Origin of the sequence: Streptomyces fradiae, from assembly GCF_041270065.1 — a bacterium.
Classification (GTDB): domain Bacteria; phylum Actinomycetota; class Actinomycetes; order Streptomycetales; family Streptomycetaceae; genus Streptomyces.
In genome coordinates this window covers 7,693,305-7,718,283 of record NZ_CP065958.1, presented here as the reverse complement: position 1 = coordinate 7,718,283, position 24,979 = coordinate 7,693,305, and the positions used below count along the sequence as shown (strand labels likewise).

The 24,979-nt window shown below is 74.0% G+C and carries 24 protein-coding genes; 12 read left to right on the top strand and 12 right to left on the bottom strand.

The window, feature by feature from the left end; translation table 11 throughout:
• Positions 1-32: 32 nt before the first annotated feature.
• The 3 genes from JAO84_RS35025 to JAO84_RS35015 all read right to left on the bottom strand — a co-directional run bounded on the left by JAO84_RS35025 (position 33) and on the right by JAO84_RS35015 (position 2,337).
• The gene (locus JAO84_RS35025) at positions 33-500 is read right to left on the bottom strand and encodes a hypothetical protein (protein ID WP_370416478.1); all 468 of its coding nucleotides are present in this window, start codon (positions 498-500) and stop codon (positions 33-35) included.
• A 146-nt stretch (positions 501-646) separates the two neighbouring features.
• Positions 647-1,309 carry an IclR family transcriptional regulator gene (locus tag JAO84_RS35020; protein WP_370416477.1) on the bottom strand — a complete coding sequence of 221 codons (663 nt, stop codon included), beginning with the start codon at positions 1,307-1,309 and terminating at the stop codon, positions 647-649.
• 230 nt (positions 1,310-1,539) lie between these two features.
• Positions 1,540-2,337, bottom strand: coding sequence for a L,D-transpeptidase family protein (locus JAO84_RS35015; protein WP_370416476.1), 798 nt, complete (start codon positions 2,335-2,337; stop codon positions 1,540-1,542).
• 147 nt (positions 2,338-2,484) lie between these two features.
• On the opposite strand from JAO84_RS35015, the gene JAO84_RS35010 reads away from it, so the two are divergent.
• The 4 genes from JAO84_RS35010 (at position 2,485) to JAO84_RS34995 (ending at position 6,740) form a co-directional block, all read left to right on the top strand.
• A complete protein-coding gene (locus JAO84_RS35010; protein ID WP_370416475.1) occupies positions 2,485-2,976 on the top strand; it encodes a GNAT family N-acetyltransferase in 492 nt (163 codons plus the stop codon).
• Positions 2,977-3,047: 71 nt separating this feature from the next.
• Positions 3,048-5,039, top strand: a complete 1,992-nt coding sequence (locus JAO84_RS35005) for a hypothetical protein (protein WP_370416474.1) — start codon at positions 3,048-3,050, stop codon at positions 5,037-5,039.
• Positions 5,040-5,184: 145 nt separating this feature from the next.
• Positions 5,185-6,264, top strand: a complete 1,080-nt coding sequence (locus JAO84_RS35000) for a dihydrodipicolinate reductase (protein WP_370416473.1) — start codon at positions 5,185-5,187, stop codon at positions 6,262-6,264.
• Positions 6,261-6,740, top strand: a complete 480-nt coding sequence (locus JAO84_RS34995) for a carboxymuconolactone decarboxylase family protein (protein WP_356065846.1) — start codon at positions 6,261-6,263, stop codon at positions 6,738-6,740. The genes JAO84_RS35000 and JAO84_RS34995 overlap by 4 nt, the downstream gene beginning before the upstream one ends.
• A 58-nt stretch (positions 6,741-6,798) precedes the next feature.
• On the opposite strand, the gene JAO84_RS34990 is transcribed toward JAO84_RS34995, so the two are convergent.
• Positions 6,799-8,454 carry a GMC oxidoreductase gene (locus tag JAO84_RS34990; protein ID WP_370416472.1) on the bottom strand — a complete coding sequence of 552 codons (1,656 nt, stop codon included), beginning with the start codon at positions 8,452-8,454 and terminating at the stop codon, positions 6,799-6,801.
• A gap of 344 nt (positions 8,455-8,798) precedes the next feature.
• Here JAO84_RS34990 and JAO84_RS34985 point away from each other — a divergent pair, with 344 nt between their 5' ends.
• Complete coding sequence (locus JAO84_RS34985; protein ID WP_370416471.1) at positions 8,799-11,825, top strand: protease pro-enzyme activation domain-containing protein; 3,027 nt, start codon at positions 8,799-8,801, stop codon at positions 11,823-11,825.
• 429 nt (positions 11,826-12,254) lie between these two features.
• Here the strand turns inward: JAO84_RS34985 and JAO84_RS34980 are convergent, their stop codons facing one another.
• Positions 12,255-13,019 carry an alpha/beta fold hydrolase gene (locus JAO84_RS34980; protein ID WP_265863357.1) on the bottom strand — a complete coding sequence of 255 codons (765 nt, stop codon included), beginning with the start codon at positions 13,017-13,019 and terminating at the stop codon, positions 12,255-12,257.
• A 153-nt stretch (positions 13,020-13,172) separates the two neighbouring features.
• Between JAO84_RS34980 and JAO84_RS34975 the strand changes: the two genes are divergently transcribed.
• From JAO84_RS34975 to JAO84_RS34965, 3 genes are all read left to right on the top strand, one after another.
• The gene (locus JAO84_RS34975) at positions 13,173-15,731 is read left to right on the top strand and encodes a SpoIIE family protein phosphatase (protein WP_370416470.1); all 2,559 of its coding nucleotides are present in this window, start codon (positions 13,173-13,175) and stop codon (positions 15,729-15,731) included.
• A gap of 135 nt (positions 15,732-15,866) precedes the next feature.
• On the top strand, positions 15,867-16,118 hold the full coding sequence (locus tag JAO84_RS34970) for a type B 50S ribosomal protein L31 (protein ID WP_265863359.1): 252 nt from the start codon (positions 15,867-15,869) through the stop codon (positions 16,116-16,118).
• A 110-nt stretch (positions 16,119-16,228) separates the two neighbouring features.
• On the top strand, positions 16,229-16,990 hold the full coding sequence (locus JAO84_RS34965; protein WP_370416469.1) for an alpha/beta fold hydrolase: 762 nt from the start codon (positions 16,229-16,231) through the stop codon (positions 16,988-16,990).
• Between the two features lie 136 nt (positions 16,991-17,126).
• Here the strand turns inward: JAO84_RS34965 and JAO84_RS34960 are convergent, their stop codons facing one another.
• Both JAO84_RS34960 and JAO84_RS34955 read right to left on the bottom strand, forming a co-directional pair.
• On the bottom strand, positions 17,127-17,624 hold the full coding sequence (locus JAO84_RS34960) for a peptidylprolyl isomerase (RefSeq protein ID WP_265863363.1): 498 nt from the start codon (positions 17,622-17,624) through the stop codon (positions 17,127-17,129).
• Positions 17,625-17,691: 67 nt separating this feature from the next.
• Complete coding sequence (locus JAO84_RS34955) at positions 17,692-17,931, bottom strand: hypothetical protein (RefSeq protein ID WP_265863365.1); 240 nt, start codon at positions 17,929-17,931, stop codon at positions 17,692-17,694.
• A gap of 188 nt (positions 17,932-18,119) precedes the next feature.
• On the opposite strand from JAO84_RS34955, the gene JAO84_RS34950 reads away from it, so the two are divergent.
• On the top strand, positions 18,120-18,647 hold the full coding sequence (locus JAO84_RS34950) for a hypothetical protein (protein ID WP_265863366.1): 528 nt from the start codon (positions 18,120-18,122) through the stop codon (positions 18,645-18,647).
• A 66-nt stretch (positions 18,648-18,713) separates the two neighbouring features.
• Here the strand turns inward: JAO84_RS34950 and JAO84_RS34945 are convergent, their stop codons facing one another.
• Positions 18,714-19,214, bottom strand: coding sequence for an NUDIX domain-containing protein (locus tag JAO84_RS34945; protein ID WP_265863368.1), 501 nt, complete (start codon positions 19,212-19,214; stop codon positions 18,714-18,716).
• A 225-nt stretch (positions 19,215-19,439) separates the two neighbouring features.
• Here JAO84_RS34945 and JAO84_RS34940 point away from each other — a divergent pair, with 225 nt between their 5' ends.
• Both JAO84_RS34940 and JAO84_RS34935 read left to right on the top strand, forming a co-directional pair.
• Positions 19,440-20,351 carry an ABC transporter ATP-binding protein gene (locus tag JAO84_RS34940; protein WP_370416468.1) on the top strand — a complete coding sequence of 304 codons (912 nt, stop codon included), beginning with the start codon at positions 19,440-19,442 and terminating at the stop codon, positions 20,349-20,351.
• Positions 20,348-21,178, top strand: coding sequence for an ABC transporter permease (locus tag JAO84_RS34935; protein WP_370416467.1), 831 nt, complete (start codon positions 20,348-20,350; stop codon positions 21,176-21,178). The genes JAO84_RS34940 and JAO84_RS34935 overlap by 4 nt, the downstream gene beginning before the upstream one ends.
• A gap of 3 nt (positions 21,179-21,181) precedes the next feature.
• Here JAO84_RS34935 and JAO84_RS34930 read toward each other — a convergent pair whose 3' ends face one another.
• Both JAO84_RS34930 and JAO84_RS34925 read right to left on the bottom strand, forming a co-directional pair.
• Positions 21,182-22,060, bottom strand: coding sequence for a YhjD/YihY/BrkB family envelope integrity protein (locus tag JAO84_RS34930; protein WP_370416466.1), 879 nt, complete (start codon positions 22,058-22,060; stop codon positions 21,182-21,184).
• A 116-nt stretch (positions 22,061-22,176) separates the two neighbouring features.
• Entirely contained in the window at positions 22,177-22,650 is a 474-nt protein-coding gene (locus JAO84_RS34925) for a winged helix-turn-helix transcriptional regulator (RefSeq protein ID WP_370416465.1), read from the bottom strand.
• A 120-nt stretch (positions 22,651-22,770) separates the two neighbouring features.
• Between JAO84_RS34925 and JAO84_RS34920 the strand changes: the two genes are divergently transcribed.
• Positions 22,771-23,259, top strand: coding sequence for a PaaI family thioesterase (locus JAO84_RS34920; RefSeq protein WP_265863377.1), 489 nt, complete (start codon positions 22,771-22,773; stop codon positions 23,257-23,259).
• Positions 23,260-23,304: 45 nt separating this feature from the next.
• On the opposite strand, the gene JAO84_RS34915 is transcribed toward JAO84_RS34920, so the two are convergent.
• Entirely contained in the window at positions 23,305-23,682 is a 378-nt protein-coding gene (locus JAO84_RS34915; protein ID WP_265863378.1) for a luciferase family protein, read from the bottom strand.
• An 84-nt stretch (positions 23,683-23,766) separates the two neighbouring features.
• Positions 23,767-24,963, bottom strand: coding sequence for a PP2C family protein-serine/threonine phosphatase (locus JAO84_RS34910; RefSeq protein ID WP_370416464.1), 1,197 nt, complete (start codon positions 24,961-24,963; stop codon positions 23,767-23,769).
• Positions 24,964-24,979: the final 16 nt, after the last annotated feature.

Genomic DNA, 24,979 nt, shown 5'->3' with positions numbered 1-24,979 from the left:
GTGTGCGCGGCGGCCGGGACGGCTGCGGTGGATCAGATGTCGATCACGCGGTAGGCGATCGTGTAGACGCCGCCGGAGCCCTCCAGGGAGCGGTACTGGACCTCGGCGCCGGCCTCGCTGCCGGTGACGAGGGTGGCGCCCAGCTTGTCGGAGCCGAAGGTGTCCTTGTCCCAGAGGGTGAGGGTGCGGGCCTGCTCGCGGCCGAGGATCAGGGCCGAGTTGCCGTTGCCGTCGGTCAGGGAGCGGACGTAGCCGGAGCCCATGGTCTGGTACGAGATGCCGTTGCCGGGCCACACCTTGACCTGGTTGCCGTTGGCGTCGGTGATGTTGAGGTAGGCCTCGTCGTGGTTGCCCTCGCTGTTCTGGTGGCAGGTCAGCTCAAGGAGCTCGATCTTCACGTAGTCGATCGGCTCGGCCTGGGCGGTGCCGGCGAAGACGCCGAGGCTGCCGAGTCCGAGCAGCGCGGCGGCGGCCATCCGGACGGTGCGGCTCTTGTTCATGGTGATTCCCCCAGTGTCGTGACGTCACCTCGGGTGACGTGCGGTGTGTGACGTGCGGTGTGCGTCCCCGCCGTTCCGGCGGGTCCGGTGTCGTGCCGTTTCCCCCCGGCACGTCCCTCACTGTGCCCGGCCCGCGGAGGCCGGTTCTACGCGCGTTCCGCTGGACGGAACAGCCCGGCGGGAGACACCGCGGGCATCCCCCGGGCGAGGCCGCGGGCCAGCGCTCCGGCCGCCTCTGCGACGGCCTCGGCCAGCGGTTCCAGGGCCCGTCCGGCGCGGATCATGCCGGCCACCGCGGCCACCGTCCGGCCGTCCGGCGCCCGTACGGGAAGGGCCGCGCAGCACACCCCGGCCATCACGTCCTCGCGGTCGAGGACGGCGCCCGCGCGGCGGGGCCCGCGCAGGGCGAGGCCCGCCGCCGTGTCGAGGCGGAAGCCGACCCCGTCGCGTACCGGCACCACCGGCTCCAGCTCCCCCGGCACCGAACTCACCGTCAGGGCCTGGTCCTCCCGCTCCACCACGAGCAGCACGCTCGCCCCGGTCGACGCCCGCAGCCGGTGCAGCGGCAGGCGCGCGGCGGCCCGCAGGCCCGGGTGGGGCTCCCAGGCGAGGCCGAGGCGGTAGAGCTGGGGGCCGACCCGGTAACGCCGGTCGCGGCGCTCGACCGCGCCGACGGCCACGAGCTGGTCGAGCAGCCGGTGCGCGGTGCCCTTCGGCACCCCGCAGGCCACCGCGAGTTCGGTGACGCCCGCCGGCTCGTCGCCGTGTCGCCGTAACGCCTCCAGGAGCGCGAACGCCCCTTCCAGCACGCCCCGTCCGCCCCGGTTCGCGGTGTCTCCGCGTCCCGGCGTGGCTCTGTGTCCCGGCGTGTCTCCGTGTCCCGCCGATGCGGCGTGTTCCATGTGTCCCCCCGGACCACTCCCGCCCGGCCGCGACCCCCGACGGCGCGGCTCCGGACGCAGGGGACACCATGCGGCAGAACGGACGTACCGGCCAAGCCTTTTCGCGGCGTGGCGCGTACGCGACGACCAGCCGCCGCTCAGTCGGCGAGCACCGACGCCGGCCCCATGACGACGACCGGTTCGCGGGCCGGGTCGAGGGCGCGCAGCAGCTCCGTCATGTCCTCCCGGGGCAGCGAGACGCAGGCCTGGGTGGGGCCGCCGTGGTCGACGTGGATCCACACCCCGCCGCCGGCCTCCGGGCCGAGCGGGCGCTCCTTGTTGAGCGGGGTGGTGCCGGGGATCCGGTTGTAGTCGATGGCCACGACGTAGTCGAAGGAGCCCTCCAGGGACTCGCCGAGGAATCCGGTGCCCGAGACCGCGAACTCCTCGTCCTGGTCGTACGGGAACCGCGCGCCGGGGTCGGGCAACCGGCCGCCCGCGTCGCCGATCCGGAACACGCCGATCGGCGAGCGCAGGTCGCCCGCCGTGTGCGCTTCGGTCCAGCCGCGCAGCGCGTTGTGTCCGGTCCAGGGTCCCGCGGTGCGGTGCCAGCGGCCCGCCGGGTCCCGCTGGTGAAGCACGGCGGTGGCCACGTTGCCGTCGGGGCCGTCGCCGGTGACCACGAGGGCCTGGGTGGTGCCTTCCGGGATGCGGCCGTGGGTCTGCGGGCCGATGCCGGGGATCCGCGAGGGGGCCCGGTTCGCCGCGTCCGGCCGTTCCGGGGCGGGGGCCTTGGAGGCGGCGGGTGCCGGAGCGGGCGGCGCGGGCCTCGGCTCCCCGGCGGTGCAGCCGGTGAGGGCGCCGGCCAGCACCAGGGCCGGGAACAGGGTGCCGGTCAGAGTGCGGGTCAGGAAGCGGGTCGGGAGGGTGACGGTGGTGCCCTTGCGGACGGGCATGGGGAGGGCTCCTCCGGGGCTCGGGGCAATGCCGGGATCCGTACCCGGTGCGCGGCGGCCCTGTCGCGCGGCCGGTGCCGCCTCACCCGTCCGGGCGAGGCCGGATTGCGGTTGACTCCCTGTACGGCGGCGGGATTTCCTGCCCGCATGAGCGAACCGCACGAGCTGCGCATCGAAACCATCGACCCCGCCGACCCGGCGGCGGCCCCCGCCCTCCTCGCGGACTGGCGGCTCATCCACAACACGATCATCCCGACGGCGCCGCTGTCGGAGGCCGACGTGCGCGAACGCGCGGGCCGCAACCGGCTGGACGTCGCCTATCTGGACGGCGAGGCCGTCGGCTGCTCCACCGTCCGCCCGCCCGACGACGAGACCCCGGCGGCCACGGTCATCTCCCGGATCATGCCCTCCCACCGGCGCCGCGGCTTCGGCACGACGCTGTACGAGCGGGGCCTCGCGCACGCCCGGACGCTGAGCGACGCGGGCGTGGAGACGGTGGTCCTCGCGACCAACGAGGACGGGCTCGCGTTCGCGCTGGCGCGCGGGTTCGTGGAGACCGAGCGCTATCTGCTGCCCGGCGACACCGTGCCGTTCGTGTCGCTGCGGCTCGCCGACGAGGCGCCGGCGGGGAAGGCGTAACCCCTGGACGACGGCCCGCGGATACGGCATCCTCGGGGCATGATCAAGAGAATCGAGCACCCCACCAGCCGGTGAGCGCCCGCGACGAGCGCGCGGCGCTCACCGACCGGCCCTCGCTGTACGCCTACGCCCTGAGCCTGATCGAAGCCGGTCCCCGCGAGGGCCCCGCTTCGGGCGCGGTCACCCGCCGCCAGGGCTTCCCGTTGCCCGCCGAGCCACCGCTGCCGGACGGCCCCCGATTGCGCGGCAAGAAGGGCTCCGCCGCCGTCCGGGCGGCCCTCGGCCCCCTACTCGCCGGACCCGACACCCCCGAGGCGGCCACGGAGGTCCACCGCCGCCTCGCCGAACTCCCCATGCACACCGGCCCGGTGGTCGGCGCGGTCCTGTCCATGCCGCTTGACGATCCGGCGGCGGCCCGGGCGCTGGCCCGCCGTCTGGTGCGCACCGGCACCCTGAGCAAGCCGGTGTGCGTCGGCCTCGCGCTGCTCCGGCGGCTGGGTGAGCCCGAGGACATCCCGGTGCTGCGGGTCCTGACCCATCTCGACGGGCTCCTGGAGCTCGCGCTCACCGCTCTGGAACCACTCGATCCCCGCACCGCGGCGCTGCGCCGGCTGGACCTCCGGACGCGGGAGACCGACTGCCTGCGTCCCTTCGTGGACGCGCTGCTCTCCGACGGGGCGCGCGATGTGCGGGCACTGCTGATCGGGCTGCCGGCCGACCTGCGCACCGTCGGTCCCTCCCCCGCCCGGCGGATCGCCGAGGCGATCGGCCTCGCGGGGCTGCTGCGGCGTGAGCCGGTGGACCCGCGGCTGCTCGCCCGTGCGGCCCGGCTGTTGGTGCGGATGGCGAGCCCGCGCGACTACGCGGCCGAGGTCCGCTCGTACCGCGAGGCGGTCGAGGTCTGCGAGCTCGTGGTCCGGCGTGCCGCCGCGCTCCCGCCGGGCGTCGACCACGCCGCCGTGCTGCTCTCGCTCGCCGTCGACCTGCACAGCGGGGCGACCCGGCTGCTGCCGTGGCGGGACGGGCAGGTCGAGCAGCTGCTGGACGCGCCAGGCCGTGTCTTTCGGATCAGGCCGGATCAGGGAGCGGCGTCTGGTGCGTGCGATCGCAAGGCGGAGGAGGGAGTCCATGCGGAGCATCGGCGACCGACGACAACGCGGCGAGCGTGCGTGCCAGACGCCGCGAGCCCGGCAAGATCCGGAAGACACGGCCTAGGGGCGCTGCTCCACTCCCCTGCCTGGGAGGGCGTGTTCACCGATCCGGGCCCGGAGGCCGAGGCAGAGCTGTCCCCGGCGGTACGGCGCCGGGCGGAGTGGCTGCGGTACACCCGGGACCGGGTATTCCTGGATCCGCCGCCGGACGGCCGGCTGCGGATCGAGGTGCTCTCGCGCGACCCGGACGACGGCGACCCGCTGGAGACCCGCTTCCTGCTCGACGGCGAGCCGCTGGTGCCCGCGGTGTTCGGGCGGGGCGCGGGCAACTCCCCGGAGTACCTCCTGGGCGACGGCCGACTGCGGGCGACGGAGGATCCGCGGGAGGTCCAGCTGGCCGAGGCCTGGTGCACCGAGGGCTGCTGCGGTGCGCTGTGGGTGACGGTCGTGCGCGAGGGCGACGAGGTGGTGTGGCGCGACTGGCGGCTGCCGAGCCTGCTCCCGGGCGGCGCGCCCGAGCCCGTACTCCCGGCGCACCGCTTCGACGCCGTCGCGTACGACGCGGAGGTCGCCCGGGCGAGCGCGGAGACCCGCTGGTCGTGGTCGGCCCGCGTCACCGCGCGGCTGGTCAAGGAGGAGCTGAACGCGCGCCGGGAACTCCTGGGCCGCTGGGACTGCCGCCTCAGCTACGCGATGTCCCCGACCCGCAGGCCGGAGACCACCGAGGTGTGGTTCGTCTACCGGCCCGGCACCTTCGAGGGCACGGCGAGGGAGGACGGGCCATGGATCCAGTTCCGCTGGGAGCTGCCCGACGACGGGACGCCGCCGGCGGAGCGCGCGGCGGCCGCGCTGCGCAGGCTCGCGACGGAGGACCCGCGCGGCTTCGCCCAGTGCGCGGGCGGAATCCGGTGACAGGGCGGGATCCGGTGAACGGGCGGGATCCGGTGTCCGGGTCCACCGGGCCGTACATCGTGACACGCACACCGTACTGACGCTCCGTCAGATCCATCCCGTCGCGGCTCTGGGAACCTCGCGCGCCCGGCGCTACCCTCCGCGCATGATTCCGACCGTGGTATGGGGAACCGGAAATGTCGGGCGCGCGGCCATCCGGGCCGTCGACGCCCATCCGGCGCTCGCGCTCTCGGCCGTCCTCGTCGCGAACCCCGCCAAGGTCGGTCGCGACGCGGGCGAGCTCGCCGGGCTCGGGCGCCTGCTCGGGGTGGCCGCGCGGGACGACGTCGCGGCGGTGCTCGCCGAGGGCCCCGGCGCCGTGGTGTACGCGGCGTCCGGGGACCTGCGCCCGGACGAGGCGCTCGCCGACGTGGTCCGGGCGGTCCGGGCGGGGGCCGTGGTGGTGACGCCGTCGCTCTATCCGCTGTACGACCACCGGGGCGCGCCGCCCGAGTTCCGGGACCCGGTGCTCGCGGCGGTGAAGGAGGGCGGCGGGTCGCTGTTCGCCTCGGGCGTGGACCCGGGCTGGGGCAATGACGTGCTGCCGCTGCTCGTGAGCGGTCTGGGCAGCACGGTGGAGGCGATCCGCTGCCAGGAGATCTTCGACTACTCGACGTACGAGCAGGAGGAGTCGGTGCGCTTCCTGGTCGGCATGGGGCAGCCGATGGAGTACGAGCCGCCGATGCTGCTTCCGTCGGTGCCGACGATGGTGTGGGGCGGGCAGCTGCGGCTGATGGCGCGGGCGCTCGGGGTCGAGCTCGACGAGATCCGGGAGACGCTGGAGCGGCGGCCCCTCGATGCGACGGTGCGGACCCGGACCATGGGCGAGTTCGCGGCCGGCACCCAGGGCGCGGTGCGCTTCGAGGTGCAGGGGATCGTCGGCGGCGAGCCGCGTCTGGTGATCGAGCATGTGACGCGGATCCATCCGGACTGCGCGCCCGACTGGCCGGTGCCGCCGGACGGTTCGGGGGCGCACCGGGTGATCGTGGAGGGGCGGCCGCGGATCGAGGTGACGGTCGAGGCCTCGGACGAGGGCGAGAACCGCTCGGCGGGCGGGAACGCGACCGCGGTGGGACGGCTCGTCGGCTCGATCGACTGGCTGGTGGAGGCGGAGCCGGGGCTCTACGACGCGCTGGACGTGCCGTTGCGCCCGGCGGTGGGCAGGCTGGGAAGGAGCACGCGGTGATCATCGACATTCCCGAGGGGCAGGAGCCGATCGGGTACGTGTGGGGCGACATGGTGCCCGGGATCGGGATGGCGGCGGCGAACTTCTCGCTGTCGGTGTACGCCCACACGACCCTGGGGCTGCGCGAGTTCGAGGCGGCGCGGCTGCGGATCGCGCAGATCAACGGCTGCAGGTTCTGTCTGGACTGGCGGACGGACCGGGACGGGGAGAAGGTCGAGGAGTCCTTCGCGGACGCGGTCGCGCAGTGGCGCACGACGGAGGTCTTCGACGAGCGGACGCGCCTGGCGGCGGAGTACGCGGAGCGGTACGCGCTCGACCACCACGGCCTGGACGAGGAGTTCTGGGCGCGGATGACGGGCGCGTACAGCCAGGTGGAGATCGTGGAGCTGACGATGAGCCTGGGGTCGTGGCTGGCGTTCGGGCGGCTCAACCGGGTGCTCGGGCTCGACACGGTGTGCGTGCTGCCGACCCACTGAGGCCGTACGACAAGGGGCCGGCCGGGTTCTCCTGGCCGGCCCCTCTTCATGCCCGCCCTCACAGGTCGGTCGCGATGATCTTCTCGATGTTGCGTTCGGCGAGCGCCGTGATGGTGACGAACGGGTTGACGCTGGTGCTGCCGGGGATGAGGGCCCCGTCGATGACGTAGAGGCCGTCGTAGCCGTGCAGCCGGCCGTAGTTGTCGGTGGCCTCGCCGAGGACGGCGCCGCCGAGCGGGTGGTACGTGAGATGGTCGCCCCAGATCTTGTAGGCGCCGAAGAGGTCCGTGCGGTAGATCGTCCCCTCCTTGGCGTTGATCTTGTCGAAGATGGTCTTGGCCGCGTCGATGGAGGTCTGCTTCCAGGCCCGGTCCCAGCTGAGGTCGACCCGGCCGGCGGCGGCGTTCCAGCTGAACTCGGCGCGGTGCGGGGTGCGGGTGATGGAGAGGTAGAAGGAGGCGTAGGTCTCGATGCCGGTGGGCAGCGGGGCGACCTCGGCGAAGGCGCCGCCGGCGTCCCAGTTGTCGATGCCGGCGGTGGGCATGGAGGACTGGAGCTTGCCGGTGGGGTCCCACATGTGGTTGGCCCGGCCGCACATGACGTTGCCGTTGTCGCCCCAGTTCTTGCCGACCCGGTCGTTGAGGGCGGGTAGCGCACCGGTGGCCCTGAGCCGGGTGAGCAGCTTGCTGGTGCCGACGCTGCCGGCGGCGAAGAACACCCGGTCGGCGGTGACGGTCTTGGTCTCGACGGTGGTGCCGGTGGTGTCGATGCGTTCGATGGTGACGGTGTAGCCGCCGTCGGACGCCGGGGTGACCGTGGTGACCCGGTGGAGCGGTGAGACGGCGACCCGGCCGGTGGCGGCGGCCCGGGCGAGGTAGGTCTTCTGCAGGCTCTTCTTGCCGTGGTTGTTGCCGTAGATGACCTCGCCCTCGAGGGCGGACTTGGGGACGGCGCCGGCGGCCTCCTGCTTCATGTAGTCCCAGTCGTAGACGTTGGGCACGAAGACGAAGGGGAAGCCGGAGCGCTGGGCGTGCTTGCGGCCGACGCGCGCGTACTGGTAGCAGTCGGCGTTCTCCCACCAGGTCTGGTCGACCTCGGTGACGCCGAGTCCGGCGTTGGCGCGCGGGTAGTAGGTGGCGTACATCTCGGCGGGGTCGACGGTGGGCAGCAGGCTCGGGAACAGCTCGCGGCGCGGGGTGACGGCCATGCCGCCGTTGACGAGGGAGCCGCCACCCAGTCCGCGGCCCTGGTAGACGGTGATCCCGGCGAAGTCCTCGGCGTCGAGGATGCCGGTGTAGCGGGGCACGTCCTTGTCGAGCGGGAAGCCGAGGAACTGGCTCAGCGGCTGCTTGGTGCGGGTGCGCAGCCAGAAGGACCGGTAGTCGGGCTGGGTGGTGTTGGCGAAGATCTTGCCGTCGGACCCGGGGGTGTCCCAGGCCATGCCCATCTCGATCAGGTGGACGTCGACGCCCGCCTGGGCGAGCCGGAGGGCGGCGACGGAGCCGCCGTATCCGGAGCCGATGACGAGGGCGGGGACGCGGGCGCCGGAGGGGATGGGCGCGAGGGCGGCGGTGACCTCGGCGGGGGTGGCGGCGCTCGCCGCGGCGGTGTGCCCGGCGAGCGCCAGGCCACCCAGAATGGAACCGGTTCCACTGACGAACCGACGACGGGTCAGACCCCGGGAACCCGAGGCCGAAAAGGATCTGTCACTCATGTGATGTTCCTCACCCTGGGGGGTAATGGGAACATGTTCTACTGGCGGGTTCTTGGGAAGTCACGAGAAACCGCCCGGTAACTTTCGGCCGAAAACAGCCGTTCGTGATCACGGTCCCGCAACGAACCCCCACCCCGCGTGTCGAACGCGAGTGCGGGCCTGATAAATGTTCACGTCTGGTCGTCGCTCTGCGCCTTCGCGCGCGCGGACGGCACCGGGGGGGTTCACGCAGAACGGGCTTCGGCGCTGCCGCGCCGTGCCCGCATTTCCGCCTTCGCTTCTCCTTCCGGGCTGCCCGCTGCCCCTGGCCGCGTGCGACGCGGAACGTGAGAGGGAGCGTGTGCATGGGCGGAACCGCCCGTAGCAAGGCATTCAGATGGGGTGCGGCCGCCGTCGCCGCCCTGGCCGTCGCCACGGCCGCCGTCCCGGCCTCGGCCGCGACGGCCGCCCCGGCCGGCGACCCGGGCCCGCAGCGGGTCGGCAAGGCCCCGAAGGCGCCCAAGGGCGCCGTCCGCACGGCCGATCCGGCCCCCGGCGCGGCGCTCGACCTGAGCGTCGTCCTGGAGCCCCGTGACCCGGCCGCACTGCAGCGGTTCGTCGCCGAGGTCTCCACCCCCGGTTCGCCGCGCTACCGCCAGTACCTCGGTACGGGCGAGTTCGCGAAGGTCTTCGGCGCCGAGCCGGCCACCGTGCAGCGGGTGCGGGCCGAGCTCGAGGCCAAGGGCCTGACCGTCGGCGCCCTGGGCGCGGACGGCCTCACCCTGCCGGTGAAGACCACCGTCGCCGACGCCGCGAAGGCCTTCGGCACCGAGTTCGACGGCTACCGGATGCCCGACGGCAAGGCCGGTGTGCTCAACACCCGCGCCCCGTCCTTCGGCGGCCGGGTGGCCGACGAGGTCAGCACCGTCGTCGGCCTCAACACCCTGGCCACGTACCAGCCGCGCAACACCGGCCTCAAGGGCAGGGCGCACAAGAAGCAGACGGCCACCGCGCCGCGCGCCCTGCAGCCGCGGCTGACCGGCACCACCCCGGCGCTCTGCACCGAGGTGCAGAACTACCTCGCCGACGCCAGCGACCCGGCCTACCCGCCGCTGTACGACAAGACCGACTACTGGAGCGCCCGCTCCCTGGCCACGGCGTACAACATGGCCAACCAGGTCAACGTGCAGACCGGCACCACCGTCGCGGTCTACTCCCTGGAGAACTACGACCCGAAGGACATCGCGGAGTACCAGCGCTGCCACGGCACCAGGGCGTCCGTGAGCGCGGTCCGCGTCAACGGCGGCCCCACCGAGCCGGTGGACCCGTTCGGCACCGGCGCCGGTATGGAGACCGCGCTGGACGTCGAGACCATCATCGGTCTCGCGCCGCAGGCGAAGATCCTCGTCTACCAGGGCAAGAACACCTGGAACGACTCCACGCTGACGTACCAGCAGATCGTCAACGAGAACCGCGCCAAGGTCATCTCGGTCAGCTGGGGCCTGTGCGAGATCCACACGCCCGACGACGTCCGCACCGCGCAGAACCTGATCTTCCAGCAGGCCGCCGCGCAGGGCCAGAGCGTCGTCGTCGCCTCCGGCGACAGCGGCTCGACCGGCTGCTACGTGCCGATCGACGCCCAGGGCACCCCGGACCCGGAGGTCCCGGACCAGGACCAGCTGGTCGCCGACTTCCCGTCGGTCTCCCCGTACGTGCTCGCCGTCGGCGGCACCACCATGCGGACGGACATCACCCAGCAGACCACCTGGCCGGGCTCGGGCGGCGGCGTCGCCCGCGGCATCTCCGTGCCGGCGGACGGCTTCCAGGCCGGCCGCACCGGCGCCGGCTACTCCGACGCCTGCGCGGCGGCCGCCGGCACCACCTGCCGTCAGGTCCCGGACGTCGCCGGCGTCGGCGACCCGGCCACCGGCTACCCGATCGCCTTCGGCGGCGGCAACTACTGGGGCGTCATCGGCGGCACCAGCGGCGCCGCCCCGGTCTGGGCCGCGCTGCTCGCCCAGGCGAACCAGGACCTCGCGTGCCAGGCCAACGGCGCGGTCGGCGACGTCCACCGCGCGCTGTACCAGCTGCCGGCGACCGCCTTCCGCGACGTCACCAGCGGAAACACCAACCTGACGAAGTCGGGCAACTTCAGCGGTCTGTACGCGGCGGGCGCGGGTTACGACCTGGCCACCGGCCTCGGCGCCCCGAACGGACGCGAGATCGTCGCCGGCCTGTGCAAGGCCGTCGCCCCCTCCGCCGCGAGCTCGTTCAACGCGCTCACCCCGGCCCGCATCCTCGACACCCGGGCCGGCATCGGCCGGGCCGGCACCTCACCGGTGGGCGTCAACGGCACGGTCAAGCTCAAGGTGACCGGCGTGGGCGGCGTCCCGGCCTCCGGCGTCACCGCGGTCGTCATGAACGTCACCGCGACCGCCCCGACCGGCCCGGGCTACCTCATCGCGTACCCGAGCGGCACCACGCGTCCGGCCTCCTCGAACATGAACTGGCTCAAGGGCGAGACCATTCCGAACCTGGTCACCGTCCCGGTCGGCAAGGACGGCTCGGTCGACCTGTTCAACGCGGGCGGCTACACGGCCCACTTCGTCGCCGACATCTCCGGCTACTTCTCCACCGAGGCCGGCGGCTCCACCTACGTGCCGAAGGGCCCGGCCCGGATCCTCGACACCCGCAGCGCCATCGGCCGCGCCGGCACCTCGCCGGTGCCCGGCAAGGGCACCGTGTCGCTGCAGGTCGCGGGCGCCGGCGGCGTCCCGGCCACGGGCGCCACCGCCGTGGTCCTCAACGTCACCGCCACGGCGCCGACGTCGAACGGCTACCTCATCGCGTACCCGAGCGGTGCCACCCGCCCGACCGCCTCGAACATCAACTGGCTCACCGGCCAGACCCGTCCGAACGCGGTCGTGCTGCCGATCGGCCCCGACGGCAAGGTGAACCTGTACAACGCCGGCAGCGGCACCGTGCACTTCATCGCCGACGTCTTCGGCTACTACACCGCGGGCGCCGAGGGCAGCACCTTCCACAGCGCGGGCCCGGCCCGGCTGCTCGACACCCGGTACGCGCTCGGCACCTCCGGCACCACCCCGCTCAAGGGCGGCACCCCGCTGGTGCTGAACCTGAACGACGGTCACACCCTGTCGACGGCCAAGGCGGTGGTCCTCAACGTCACCGTCACCGCGCCCAGCGCCGGCGGCTTCCTGACGGTGTGGCCCGACGGCACGACCCTGCCCACCGCGTCCAACCTCAACTGGACCACCGGGCAGACCACGGCCAACCTGGTCACCGTGCCCGTGGTCAACGGGAAGATCGACTTCCGGGCGAACACCGGAACGGTGCACGTGATCGCCGACCTGTTCGGCTACTACTCCTGATCCCGGGAGCCCTCGGGCCCCGTCCCCGCCGCGCGAGCGCCGGGGGCGGGGCCCTTCCCGTTCCCGGCGGCGGAGGTGAGACCGGCGACCAGCACCCCGGCGAGGGCCGCCCAGGCCAGCGCGCCGGCGCCGGCCGCCCGCCAGGCGGGACCGGCCAGGAGCAGGCTCGCGAGCAGGCCCGCCGCGAGCGCGCGGGGATCGCGGGTGAAGGCGAGGGCGCGGCGGGCGCTGCCGGGGCGCGGCGCGCTCGCGCAGGGCCAGCCGGCCGACGAGCAGGGCGGCGGCGACCGCCGCCCGTGAGGGCCAGGACCATGCCGTGCCCACCGCCTCTCCGTGCCGCGCGCCGGCCGGACCGGCGCGTCCGCGACCAGTCTCCCCGCCGCCCGCCGGGCCCGCCCGTCGACCCGCCCGTCGGACCCGCCCGCCGGGTCAGGCGGCCAGGAAGGCCTCGATGGCGTCGGCGACGGCCTTCGGGGTCTCCTCCGGCGCGTAGTGACCGGCGTCCGGCAGCACGGTGAGCCGGGCGTTCGGGTACCAGCGCAGCCAGGTGGCCTCCATGGCCTCGGCGCCGAGCGCCGGGTCGTGGGCGCCGACGACCAGGAGGACGGGCGCCGGGTTGTCGCGGACCCGCTCGTGGAAGTCGGTGCGCGACCAGGAGTCCAGGTAGGCGCGGAAGGCGGTGGGCGAGGAGCGGGTCAGGGAGCGGTCGACGAGGGCGGAGAGCCAGGCGTCGTCGTAGCGGCCGCCGGTGGTGTTGTCGATGATCGCGCGCCGGTTCCCGGGCTGTTCCGCGGCACCGGCGAAGAGCTCCCAGGTCGCGTCGTCGAGCGGGAAGCCGGCCGCGGAGACCGGGGAGATCCCGACGATCGACCGCACCCGGTCGGGTGCGTCGAGCAGCATCAGCTGGGCGGCCTTGCCGCCCATGGAGTGGCCGACCACCGAGAAGGTGTCCCAGCCCAGGTCGTCGGCGACGGCGAGGGCGTCGGCCGCGACCTCCTCCATCGTGTAGGCGCCGTCGGCGTCGATCGCCTCCCCGTAGCCGCGGCAGTCGAGGAAGGCGTAGGAGCCGGCGGCCCCGTCCAGGTGCTCGCGCAGCGGCGCGAAGCTGCTCCGGTCGCCGAACCAGTTGTGCAGGACCAGGGCCCGGTGCGGCCCGGTGCCCTGGACGTCGTACGGAAGAACCCGGCCGGTCATTCATCCCCCTGGTCACGAGGGGCTGCGCGCCGTCCGCGGCAGCCGACGACGGGAGTCTGACGAGCCGCGGCGGCCCCGGTCAATGCCCCCATGGGGTGGTTCCCGGCGGTACGGGCGGGGGCCGGGGGCCGGACGGGTGCGCCGTTGCTCCGGATGCGTGGCCCTTCCGGCCGGGCGCATCCTTGCTGTGTGACCTCGTACGGCGCGGCAGGCACCGCCCCGTCGGACGGGACCGGGCCGCCGCGCCCGGAGCCACGGGCCGCCGGGTGGGCGGCCGACGCCCTGACGGTGGTGCTCGCGGAGTCGGTGCTGCGGGCCGTGGAGGCGGCCGGGGGCTATGCGGGCGGGGTCTATCTGCGCTCGGGCACGCCGGGACTGCTGCGGCTCGCGGTGCTCGCGGGGCTGCCGGGGCCGCTGTTCCGGCCGTGGTGGCGGATGCACGCCAACCGGCCGTTCCCGGTGGCCGAGGCGCACCGCTCGGGCCAGCCGGTGCATCTCGGGGACGTCGAGGAGGCCATGCGGCAGTTCCCGCAGCTGGTGGCGAGCCTGCCGTTCCCCTTCGCCTCCCTGTACGCGCCGGTGGTCAACGGCCGCGAGCGGTTCGGGGTGCTCGTGGTGCTGCGCACGCCCACGCCGGGGGTGCCGGTGGACGCGCAGGACCGGGGCCGGATGATGCAGGAGGCACGCCGTCTGGGCACGACGCTCGCCGGTCTGGCCGGGCACGGGTCCCGGGTGGCCTGGCCGGGCGAGCCGGTGTCCGTGCAGCTGCCGAGCCGGACCGCGCCGCCGGTGCGGATCGGCTACTTCGACTGGGACCTGGACAGCGGCACGCTCCGGGCCGACGCGGGGCTGCGGGACATCCTGGGCGAGACGGGACCGCTGCCGTGGACGGTGGCCTCGCTGACCTCGCGGCTCGTGCCGGAGGACGCGTACGCGCTGGGGGCGCTGGCGCGCCAGGCCGCCGGCTCGGGCGGCCCGGCGGCGCGCCGGCTACGGCTGAAGGGTCCGGACGGCGGGCTGCACCTCCTGGAGGTGACGGCGCGGCCGCTCACCGACGGGCGGGCGGGGCACGTCCTCACCGGCTCGCTCGTCGACCTGGGCACCGGGCTCCTCGGCTCGGACGCCACCGACCGGCTGCCCCGGGCGATCCTGGCGATCGACCGGCTGGGCCGGATCACGTACGTCAACGAGCGCACCGAGGGGCTGCTCGGTCTGGCGCGCGGCACGCTCGCCGGGCAGCGGCTGTGGGAGGCGGTGCCGTGGTTCGCCCATCCGTACCACGAGGAGCAGTTGCGCGGGGCGCTGCTCTCGGACCGGCCGATCCACTTCCTGGCGCACCCCGGGCAGGGCGAGTGGCTGTCGGTGTCGCTCTATCCGGGCCGGGACGGGGTGACGCTGGTCCTGGTGCCTTCGAGCGATCCGGCCGCGGCCGACCTGCCGCCGCGTACGGCCACGGAGGACGACGACGGGCTCGCCTCGCCGGAGGGGCGGGCTGCGGCCTTGTACCGGCCGGTGGCGCTTGCCATCGCGCTGTCGGAGGCGGTGACGGCGCGCCAGGTGTCGGCGGTGGTCACCGAGGAACTCCTGCCGGCCTTCGGCGGGCGGCAGCTGGCGATCTATCTGCTGAGCGACCGGCATCTGTACCTGGCGTGGGAGACCGGTTTCCCGCCGGGCTTCCTGGAGCCCTTCGACGGGGTGCGGCTCGATGCCCGGGTGCCGGGTGTGGAGACGCTGACGACGGGGCGGCCGCTGTTCTTCGAGTCCATGGACCAGCTGGGCGCGGCCTATCCGGGGCTGCCTCTGGACGCGCACACGGGTGCCCGGGCGTTCCTGCCGCTGATCGCCTCGGGCCGGCCGGTGGGCTCGTGCATCCTCGGCTTCGACAAGCCGCGCGGTTTCACCGCCGAGGAGCGCACGGTGCTCACGGCGCTCGCCGGGCTGATCGCCCAGGCGCTCGAGCGGGCGCAGCGGTACGACTCCGAGTCCGCGCTGGCCCGCGGGCTGCAGGACGCGCTGCTTCCGCACCGGCTTCCGGTGTACGAGGGCGTGGACACGGTGGGCCGCTATCTGCCCGGCACGCAGGGCATGGACGTGGGCGGCGACTGGTACGACGTGATCGAGACGGGGCAGGGGCGGCTCGCCCTGGTGATCGGCGACGTGCAGGGCCATGGCGTGGCCGCGGCGGCCACCATGGGGCAACTGCGCAGCGCGGTACGGGCCTTCGCGCTCGGCGGGCACCGGCCGCAGGACGTGGTGCGGGGCACCAACCGGCTCCTTATCGACCTGGATCCGGGGCAGTTCGCGAGCTGTTGTTACGTGGTGCTCGACCCGGCCACCGGCGAGATGCAGGCGGCCCGGGCGGGGCATCCCCAGCCGCTGCTGCGCCGGGCGGACGGCAGAACGGAGGTGGTCGAGCTGGCCGGCGGGGTGGTGCTCGGGGTGGACGGTGCGGCCGTCTACCCGGTGACCCGGCTCCGCCTCGAACCGGGCGATGTGCTCGCCCTGTTCACGGACGGCCTCGTGGAGCGGCCGGGCTCCGACATCGACGAGGGCGTCGAGCGCCTGCGCCGCACCTTCGCGGCCACCGGCTCCGCCGAACTCGCGGACACCGCCGACCGCCTGATCCGCGAGGCCCGCCAGGCCCCGGATCGCCCGGACGACATCGCCCTGCTCCTCGCGGCGAGGTGGGGCGCGCCGCCGCGCGGTGGGTGAGGTGGGGGCGGCCGGCGGCCGTCGCTCACCCGGTCGGACGTGCGGCGCTGGTCGTGGGGGCGGGGGGGCGGGGAGGCTGGGCGGGACCGGGGGGCGACCGGCTACGGCGGCCCGAGGGCCGTCCGAGGAGGACAAGTGCAGCAGGACAAGCAGCCGGAGTACCGGCCCGTGGTGTTCCGGGACCGCTCGGCCGGGTTCGCGTTTCTGACCCGGTCCACGGCGAGCAGCGAGCAGACCATCGACTGGGACGACGGCAACACGTATCCGGTGGTGGACGTGGAGATCTCGTCGGAGAGCCATCCGTTCTACACGGGCAAGGCGCGGACCGTGGACAGCGAGGGGCGGATCGCCAAGTTCGAGCGCAAGTACGGCGAGGGCGACGGCTGAGGCGTCCCGGCCCCTCGCCCCGGCACGGGGGCGTTGTCAGTGGCCGCCCGTAGGGTGATCGGACCGGTGGGGAGCCGGTCCGACGGGGAGTCATGGGAAGGGCGAGGGCCATGCGGGAGCTGTATCTGGCGGAGGCGCGGGGGCATGTGCGGTGGATCGACCTGCCGGGCGCCGGCGAGGGGCCCGCGCGGGTGTTCCTGCATGGTCTCGGCTGCACCGGCGCCTCGGACTTCGCGCACATCGCCGTGCATCCGGCGCTGGCCGGGCGCCGTTCGCTGCTCGTGGATCTGCTGGGCTTCGGGCTGAGCGACCGGCCGGGTGATTTCGACTACCGGATGGAGTCGCAGGCGGCGGTGGTGGCCCGGATCCTCGACCACGAGGGGCTGACGGGCGTCGAGCTGGTCGGGCACTCGATGGGCGGTGCCGTGGCGGTGCGGCTGGCCGCGTCCCGGCCCGATCTGGTGGACCGGCTGGTGGTGGCGGAGCCCAACCTGTACCCGGGTGGCGGCCTGTTCTCCTCCCCGGTGGCCGCGCAGAGCGAGGAGGCCTTCGTCCGGGAGGGCTTCGCCGCCATGGTGGCCGCGCAGGACCGCGCGGACTACGCGGCGCGGCTGCGGCTCGCCGATCCGCTGGCCGTGTACCGCAGCGCGGTGGCGCTCGTGGAGGGCACGGTGCCGTCGGGTGGCGAGCTGCTCGCCGGGCTGCGGCGGCCGCGGGCGTTCCTGGTGGGCGAGCGGAGTCTGCCGGACGCCGACGCGGAGAAGGTGGCGGCCCTGGGCATACCGGTCCTGGAGGTGCCGGCGGCCGGGCACGACATGATGATCGACAACCCGGACGGCTTCGCCCGGGCGCTGGCCCGCGCCCTCGGCTGACCGCCCGGCGCCGGCCTCCGACCCTGCGCTTCCGGCCTGCGCTTCCGGGCGTGCGACCGCCCCCGGCCGAGGTCGGCGCGGGGGCGGTGGTCGACGCGCGGCGCGAGCCGCACGGTCGGAGCCGGGAGGTCCGGGCTCAGGCCTCGACGACGCCGGACTTGGCGACGCGGATCTCGGCGTCCGTGGCACCGGAACGGGAGCCGTGGGACTCGATCTCCTTGACGAGCTCCTGGCCCTCGACGACCTCGCCGAAGACGACGTGCTTGCCGTCCAGCCAGTCGGTGATGATCGTGGTGATGAAGAACTGGGAGCCGTTGGTGTTGCGGCCCGCGTTCGCCATCGACAGCAGGAACGGGCGGTCGTGCTTCAGCTGGAAGTTCTCGTCCTCGAACTTCTCGCCGTAGATGCTCTTGCCGCCGGTGCCGTTCTCGTTGGTGAAGTCACCGCCCTGCAGCATGAACTGCGGGATGACGCGGTGGAAGGGGGAGCCGGCGTAGCCGAAGCCGTGCTTGCCGGTGGCCAGCTCGCGGAAGTTGCGGGCGGTCTTCGGCACGACGTCGTCGAAGAGCTTGAAGACGATCCGGCCGGCGTCCTTGCCGTTGATGGTGATGTCGAAGTAAACGTTGTTGCTCATAGGGACATCCTGTCATTCCTCGGCCACTGCGCGCGCACGGGCCACCCCCGTCCGGGGATTACGGAGGTCAGAGCAGGCCGCCGGGCAGCGGGGCCTGGGGCGCCTCGGCGGGCGCGAGGCCGTCGCCCGCACCCTCGGCCGCCCCGTCCAGGAGGGCGCCGACGCCCTGGTCCTCCTGGAGGAGGCCGGTGACACCGGCGGTCGCGTCGCCGGGCTCCATGGCGGAGGCGTTCGGCGGCGGGGTGACAAGGGCGGTGACGACGCCCGCGGCAAGGGAGGCGATGGCGAGCATGCTGCGCTTCTTCATGGCCTGGTCAACTGCCGGGGCGCCCCGAGGTTACGGCGGCGGGCCCACCGATTCCCCGAGCGCCCGGCGGCGCGCATACTGCAGAACAGAGGAAATCCACGCAACTCGGGTGGAACCATCCCCATCCGGATGAATGTCCTTCCCAGTGACACCACAGTCCCCACCGCTCGAGAAAACCGGGGGACGTCATGCTTCACCGTCAGAGCCTCGCGGCCGGCGCCGCGGGCATCCTCCTCGCCGCCGGGATCGGTGCCACCACCGTCCCCGCCGGCGCCAGCGCCGCCCCGCCCCGCTCCACGACCCCGCCGGCCACGGCCCAGGTCGTGAACGTGCGCTGGGGCACCCACCCGGCCTTCGACCGGCTCGTCATCGACGTCCGGGGCACACTGCCCCCGGTGAAGGTGACCCCGGTCAAGGTGCTGCGTTACGACGGCTCGGGCCAGCGGGTGCCGCTCCCCGGGAAGTACTTCCTGGAGATCAGACTCTCGCCCGCCGCCGCCCACAACGAGTCCGGACAGTCCGTCTACAAGGGACCCCGGCTCGTGAGACTCTCCCTCCCCGCGCTCAAGGGCGTCGCCCTCACCGGCGACTTCGAGGGCGTGGTCACCGTAGGAGCCGCCTTCTCGGCCAAGCCCTTCTACAAGACCTTCACCCTGCACTCCCCCGAGCGCTTCGTGCTCGACGTCGCCCACCCGGCGCCCGTCTGCGGCCGCTGAAGGGCCACCGGCGGCAGGGCGGCGACCGGTCCGGATCCACGGCCGGCCGCCGCCCCGCCACCCTGTTCAGGACGCGTCCGCGGCCTCCAGATAGATCGTGGTGCCCGCCCGGCGGGCCCGGTCGACGGCGACGAGACGCCGGAACCCGCGGGGGCTCATCTCCCGCTCCCACTCGTCGAGCGAGCGGACCCGGTACGCGCTGTGCTCGGCCGGGTCGAGGACCACCCCGGCGATCTGCTCGTCGGTCAGCTCACCGCCGTCGAAGATGAAGCCGATGTGGTTGGCCGGCCAGTCCTGGCCGCGGTCGGAGGTGAAATGAGCGCCCAGGAGCCGGGGTTCGCCGGAGAACACCATGCCGGTCTCCTCCCGGCACTCCCGCAGCGCCGTCTCCCACGGGGTCTCCCCCGGGTCCATGTTGCCGCCGGGCCACTGCCACAGCTCGGACGCCTGCGTGGCGCGCAGCTGGAACGGACGTCCGCGGGTGTCGGTGAAGTAGAGGCAGGCGTACGCGGTCGCTCTCGGGAGCGTCGCGATGTACTCGGCGGGCGGCAGCCAGGTGTGCGTCATGAGGGCGGCTCTCTCACGTCGAGGGCGAAAGGATCACCACCCATCCAAGCGGCCCGGCGGGCCCCGGCGGGCCCCGCGCGCGCTCGTCACCGGATCGTGTGATCACCCGGCGGCGCTCCCGGTGCCGTCAGCCCTGAGAGGTACCTCCCGGGAGGACAGCGGGCGGGCCGGATTGTCGTCACCGGTCAGATGTGGCGGACGGCGCCGGAACGGCACCGTGGAGCCATGATCGAAGTCAGGGAGCTCACGAAACGCTACGGTGCGACGACCGCCGTCAACGCGCTTGATTTCACCGTCCGTCCGGGCCGGGTGACCGGTTTCCTCGGGCCGAACGGCGCGGGCAAGAGCACGACGCTGCGGATGATCCTGGGGCTGCACGCCCCGTCCGGCGGTTCGGTCACGGTCGGCGGCGTGCCGTTCCGCGACCGTCCGCGCGGTCTGCGGCACGTCGGCGCGCTGCTCGACGCGGGAGACATGCACGGCGGCCGGACCGCCCGGGCGCATCTGCGCGCGCTCGCCCGCGGCAACCGGATTCCGCTCGCGCGGGTCGACGAGCTCCTGGCGGAGGTGGGCCTCGCCGGTGCGGCGCGGCGCCGGATCGGCGGCTATTCGCTGGGCATGCGGCAGCGGCTCGGGATCGCGGCGGCGCTGCTCGGCGATCCGCCGGTGCTGCTCTTCGACGAGCCGCTCAACGGGCTCGACCCGGAGGGCGTGAAGTGGGTGCGGGGGCTGTTCCGCAGGCTGGCGGCGGAGGGCCGCACGGTCTTCGTCTCCAGCCATCTGATGAGCGAGATGGAGCACACGGCGGACGAGCTGGTGGTGGTCGGCCGGGGTGAGCTGATCGCGGCGGAGAGCCTCGCGGAGTTCGCGGCGCGCGGTGCCCGGCCGAGCGTCACGGTCGGCACGCCGGATCCCGGCGGGCTGGCCCCGCTGCTGCTCGCCGCGGGTGCCGAGGTGGCGCGGGAGGACGGCGGGCTGCTCACCGTGACGGGCCTGACGGCCGCGCGGATCGGCGAGCTGGCACTCGTACACCGAGTGGCGCTGCATCAGCTGACCACGCGTACGGCCTCCCTGGAGGAGGCGTTCATGGAACTGACCGCCGACAGCGTCGAATACCTCGCGGGAGATTCCCGATGACCGCTCTCGTCCTGCCCGTGTCCGAGCCCCGGGCCCGCTTCCGTGACCTGGTGGCCGCGGAGTGGTGCAAGCTGTGGTCGCTGCGGTCGACCGGCTGGTCGCTGCTGCTCGCCGGACTGGCGGTGGCGGCGTTCAACGTGGGCCAGGCCTGGGACCACCACCGGTACTGGAACGCGTACGACGAGGAGAGCCGGGTCGCGTTCGTCCGGGACGGGATGGCGCTGTGGGACGCGTTCACGGGGAACGCGGTCATGGTGCTGATGCTCGCGACCGCGGGGATCGGGGCGATGGCGATCGCCGGCGAGTACAGCAGCGGCTCGATCCGTACGACCTTCGCCGCCGTGCCGGCCCGGCGGTCGGTGATGGGCGCGAAGGTGCTCGTGACGGCGCTGGTGCTCACCGGTTTCGGCGCGGTGGTGGCCCTGGGCTCGTTCTGGGCGACGCAGGCGATCCTCTCGGCGCACGGCGCCGGGCTGCCGATCGGCCATCCCGGGGCGTGGCGGGTCGTGGCCGCGTCCGCCCTGCTCGCGCCGGTGAGCGGGCTTGTGGGCATGGCCCTCGGGACGCTGCTGCGCAACGGCGCGGCGGCGATCGTGGCGAGTGTGGTGGTGCTCCTGCTGCTGCCGGCCGTGACGAGCGAGAGGCGGTACTGGTCGGCGGTCCTCGCGCATCTGCAGCCGCGGGTGGCGTGGGAGCGGCTGCTGCAGACCGGGGAGTGGCCGGCGCCGTTCCCGTGGACGGCGGGCGGGGCGTGGCTGGTGTACGGCGCGTGGGCGCTGGGTGCCGCGCTGGTCGCGGTGTGCGCGGTGCACCACCGGGACCAGTGAGGGTCAGCCGGCGGGTGGCGTCGTCGGGGGCCTGCGGCGGAGGCGGCGCAGGACAAGACCCTCGTGGACGAGGCGTCCGACCAGGGCGCCTCCGTAGACGACGAAGCCGACGCCGACGAGCCAGGACTGCAGGACGAGGACGGTGCCGAACTGGCCGTAGGTGACGGCGTTGGAGGCGATGAGGGGCGAGAACACCAGCTGGGAGAAGACGCGCAGGCCGAGCAGGCCGAGGGCGGTGAGGACGGCGCCGGGGACGAGGGCGCGCCAGCGGATCCGGCCGCAGAGCAGGAAGCGCTGCGACCACCAGAAGAAGAGGAAGCTGCCGGCGACGTCGCCGACGGCGACCAGGGCGGTGACGGCGGCCGGGGAGCTCTCGGGAGCGGGGTTGGCGACGAAGAGGAGCAGCGCGGCGACGAGGACGGCGAGCCAGACGACGTGGCGCCACATGGTGTGCCAGCGGGCGGTGGGGAGGTTCCAGATGCGTTCGTAGCCGGTCTGGACGGCGGATCCGAAGGTGACGCCGAAGGCCGCGAGGGCGGCGAGGCCGAAGGCGGTGGTGCGCTGGAGGGCCTGTCCGGGCTGGCCGAAGAGCTGTTCGACCTCCTCCTGGGAGACCTCGGAGACGCCGAGGCCCTGGATGAGCCAGCGGGCGAAGCCCTGGCCGCTGGCGAGGTCGGCGGCGGCCACCACGATGAGCAGGGGGACGAGGGTGAGCAGGCTGAGGGCGGCGAACCCCATGGCGCGGTGCATGAGTTCCACCTCGCGGCCGCGGTACCAGACGAGTCCGGCCGGTGAGGCGAGGACCCGGTCGTGGAGCCGGTGGAACCAGTGGCCGTGCTCGGCGGGCGGACCGTCGTGGGGAGCACCGGAAGTGGGGGGCATGCCTCGTCGAGTACCCCGCCGGCCGGCCGAACCCGTCCGGCATGCGGCCGAACGGGTGCAGCGGGACCGGGAAGGTCACTGTGGGCCCGGCAGGGTTCGCGGTCGGCCGGGGAGGTTCAGTGCGGGAGGGGGCGGGCGGCGGGGCCTGGGCGGACGGTCACGTCGAAGGGGGTGAGCGGGGCGTGCTCCTCGCCGGTGCAGACGACCTCGACGCGGACGGGTGCGCCGCAGTCGGCGTGGCGGATGTCGAGGGGGGTGCCGTCGGGGTCCGCCGCGTGGGTGTCGCCCCACTGCTTGAGGGCGAGCAGCACGGGCCACAGGTCGCGGCCGCGGGCGGTGAGCCGGTACTGGGAGCGGGTCCGGGCGCCGGGTTCGCGGTAGGGCTCGACGCGCAGGATCCCGGCGGCGACGAGTTTGCGGAGCCGGTCGGCGAGGACGGCCTCGGAGAGTCCGAGGTGGCGGCGGAAGTCCTCGTAGCGGCGCACCCCGTTGAAGGCGTCGCGCAGGATGAGCAGGGACCACTTCTCGCCGACCAGGTCGAGCGCGCGGCGGACCGGGCAGTTCTCGGTGTCGATCTCCAGCCACTCCATCGTCACACTCTAGCCAGCTGGCTTCTCCGTTGACAGTCAGCCGCCCCGGCATCTAGCTTCGATCTTCGAAGCCAGTAGTGGGGAACGCGGGCACACGGCCCCGACGGAGGGACATCGGTGATGGAGCGGACACGGACGGTGCGATGGCACGACGCGGCGGCCACCGCCGAGGCCGCCGGCACGATGGCGGGCCTGGACTTCCTGCACGAGATGATCGCCGGACGGCTGCCGGGTCCGCCGATCGGAGCGCTGCTCGGCTTCTCCCTCGAGGAGGTCGAGCACGGCCGGGCGGTGTTCTCGTTCGCGCCCGGCGAGGAGCACTACAACCCGATCGGGAGCGTGCACGGCGGGGTCTGCGCGACCCTGCTCGACTCGGCCGCGGGCTGCGCGGTGCACACCACGCTGCCTCGGGGCACGGCGTACACCTCGCTGGACCTGTCGACGCGATTCCTGCGCCCGATCACCCTGGACACCGGCAAGGTGCGGGCGATCGGCACGGTGATCAGCCAGGGCCGGCGCACGGCGCTCGCCGAGGCGGGTCTGTACGACGACCGGGACCGGCTCCTCGCCCACGCGACCAGCACCTGCATGCTGTTCCCGGTGGGCTGAGCCGGGGAGCCGTTCAGTCGTTGAGCCGCTCGGCCGCTCGGCCGTTCAGGAGCAGACGAACGGGCGGCCGGTACGGGTGCAGTGGTCGGGAGCCGGGTCGCCCGCCGGGTAGGGGGCGCCGGTGGCCTGGAGGGCGGCGCTCACCAGGGTGGCGAGCAGATCGATGTCCGAGCCGGCGTCCAGACGGACCGTCACCCAGCCGGATCCGGCGCGGAGTCGTAGCGCGCTGGAGCCGAGCAGGGCGGGGCGCAGCCGGGCGATCATGGCGCGGGTGAGATGGACGTCGGCCTCGTGCTCTCCGTGGAAGTGCACGATCTCCTGGGTGGCGGTGCGGAGTCCGAGTTCGGCGCCGCAGGGCGCGCGGTCGGCGATCAGCGAGGGCCAGCTCATCAGGCGTTCACTGGCGTGCCTGGCTGTGTTCATACGAGGAGCGTGCCGCGCCGGACGGGACGACACAAGCGTCCGACGGAAACAATTCGGCCAGGGTGTGAAACCCGTCGACTCGCCTCAACTCGTGGGGCGTTCGCGGCAGCGCGCGGCGAGCACGGCGACGTCGTCCTCGGCGGTGTGCGCGTCGAGCCGGCGCAGCACTTCGTCGACCACCTCCTCGGGCCCTGAGCCCGGGGGGAGGCGCAGCGCGGCGAGGCGGGCGAGGGAGACATCGATGTCCTCGCCGCGCCGTTCGACCAGGCCGTCGGTGAACGACAGCAGGGTGTCGGCCGGGGCGAGGGTGCGGACGGCGGGTTCGTAGCCGCCGAATCCGGTGCCGAGCGGCGGGCCGACCGGCAGGTCGACGAGTTCGGCGGAGCCGTCGGCGGCGAAGACGACCGGCGGGAGGTGGCCGGCGCTGGCGAAGGTGGCGGTGGAGCGGGCCGGGTCGACCTGGATCAGCAGACAGGTGGCCGGCCGCCGGCCCGCGTCCTCGGCGACCACGGCGTCCAGCTGGCGCAGCACCCGGTGCGGCGGCAGGTCGGTGGCCGCGACCTCGCGCAGGGCGCTCCGGTAGGCGTTCATGTCCACGGCGGCGTCGAGGCCGTGGCCCATGACGTCGCCGACGACCAGCAGGCTGCGCCCGAAGTGGAGCCGTACGGTCTCGAACCAGTCGCCGCCGACCAGGGTGCGGGCGCCGGCGGGCAGATAGCGGCCGGCGATCTCCAGGTTGGGATGCGGGCGGCCGGGTTCGGCGACCAGGGCGCGCTGCAGGTGCAGCGCGGTGGCCTCGGTGGCGGCGAGCCGGCGCGCGTGCCCGAGGTGGACGGCGGCGAGCCGGGCGGCGTGGGCGGCCACGGCGGTCTCGTGCGCGCCGAACCCGCCGGCCGCCCTGGCCACCCGTACCCGCCCGAGCTCCGTCCCGTCGGGTGCGAGCAGCGGTACGGCGAGCACCGAGGTCCCGTCCGGGTCGGCGCGGTCGAGCAGGGCGGTCTTTCCGGCGGAGGCGGCGGGGCCGGGCGGGGAGACAGGGGTAGGGGTGTCCGGGGCCGCCGGGCGGAGCCCACCCGAGGGGCCCGTGTCCACCGGCCGGAGCTCGACGGCGGCGGCGTCGGCCACCCGGCGTACCAGGAAGTCGGCGAGCTCGGCGCAGACGGTCCGTTCGTCGAGCCGGGTGCCTATCTCGGTGGCGGCGTGCTCCAGGGCGTCGAGACGGGCGAGGACGGCCTCGTACTCCCCCTCCGGCGGGGGCCGCTCCCCAGCTCGTCCGGACACCGCACCTCCACACCCG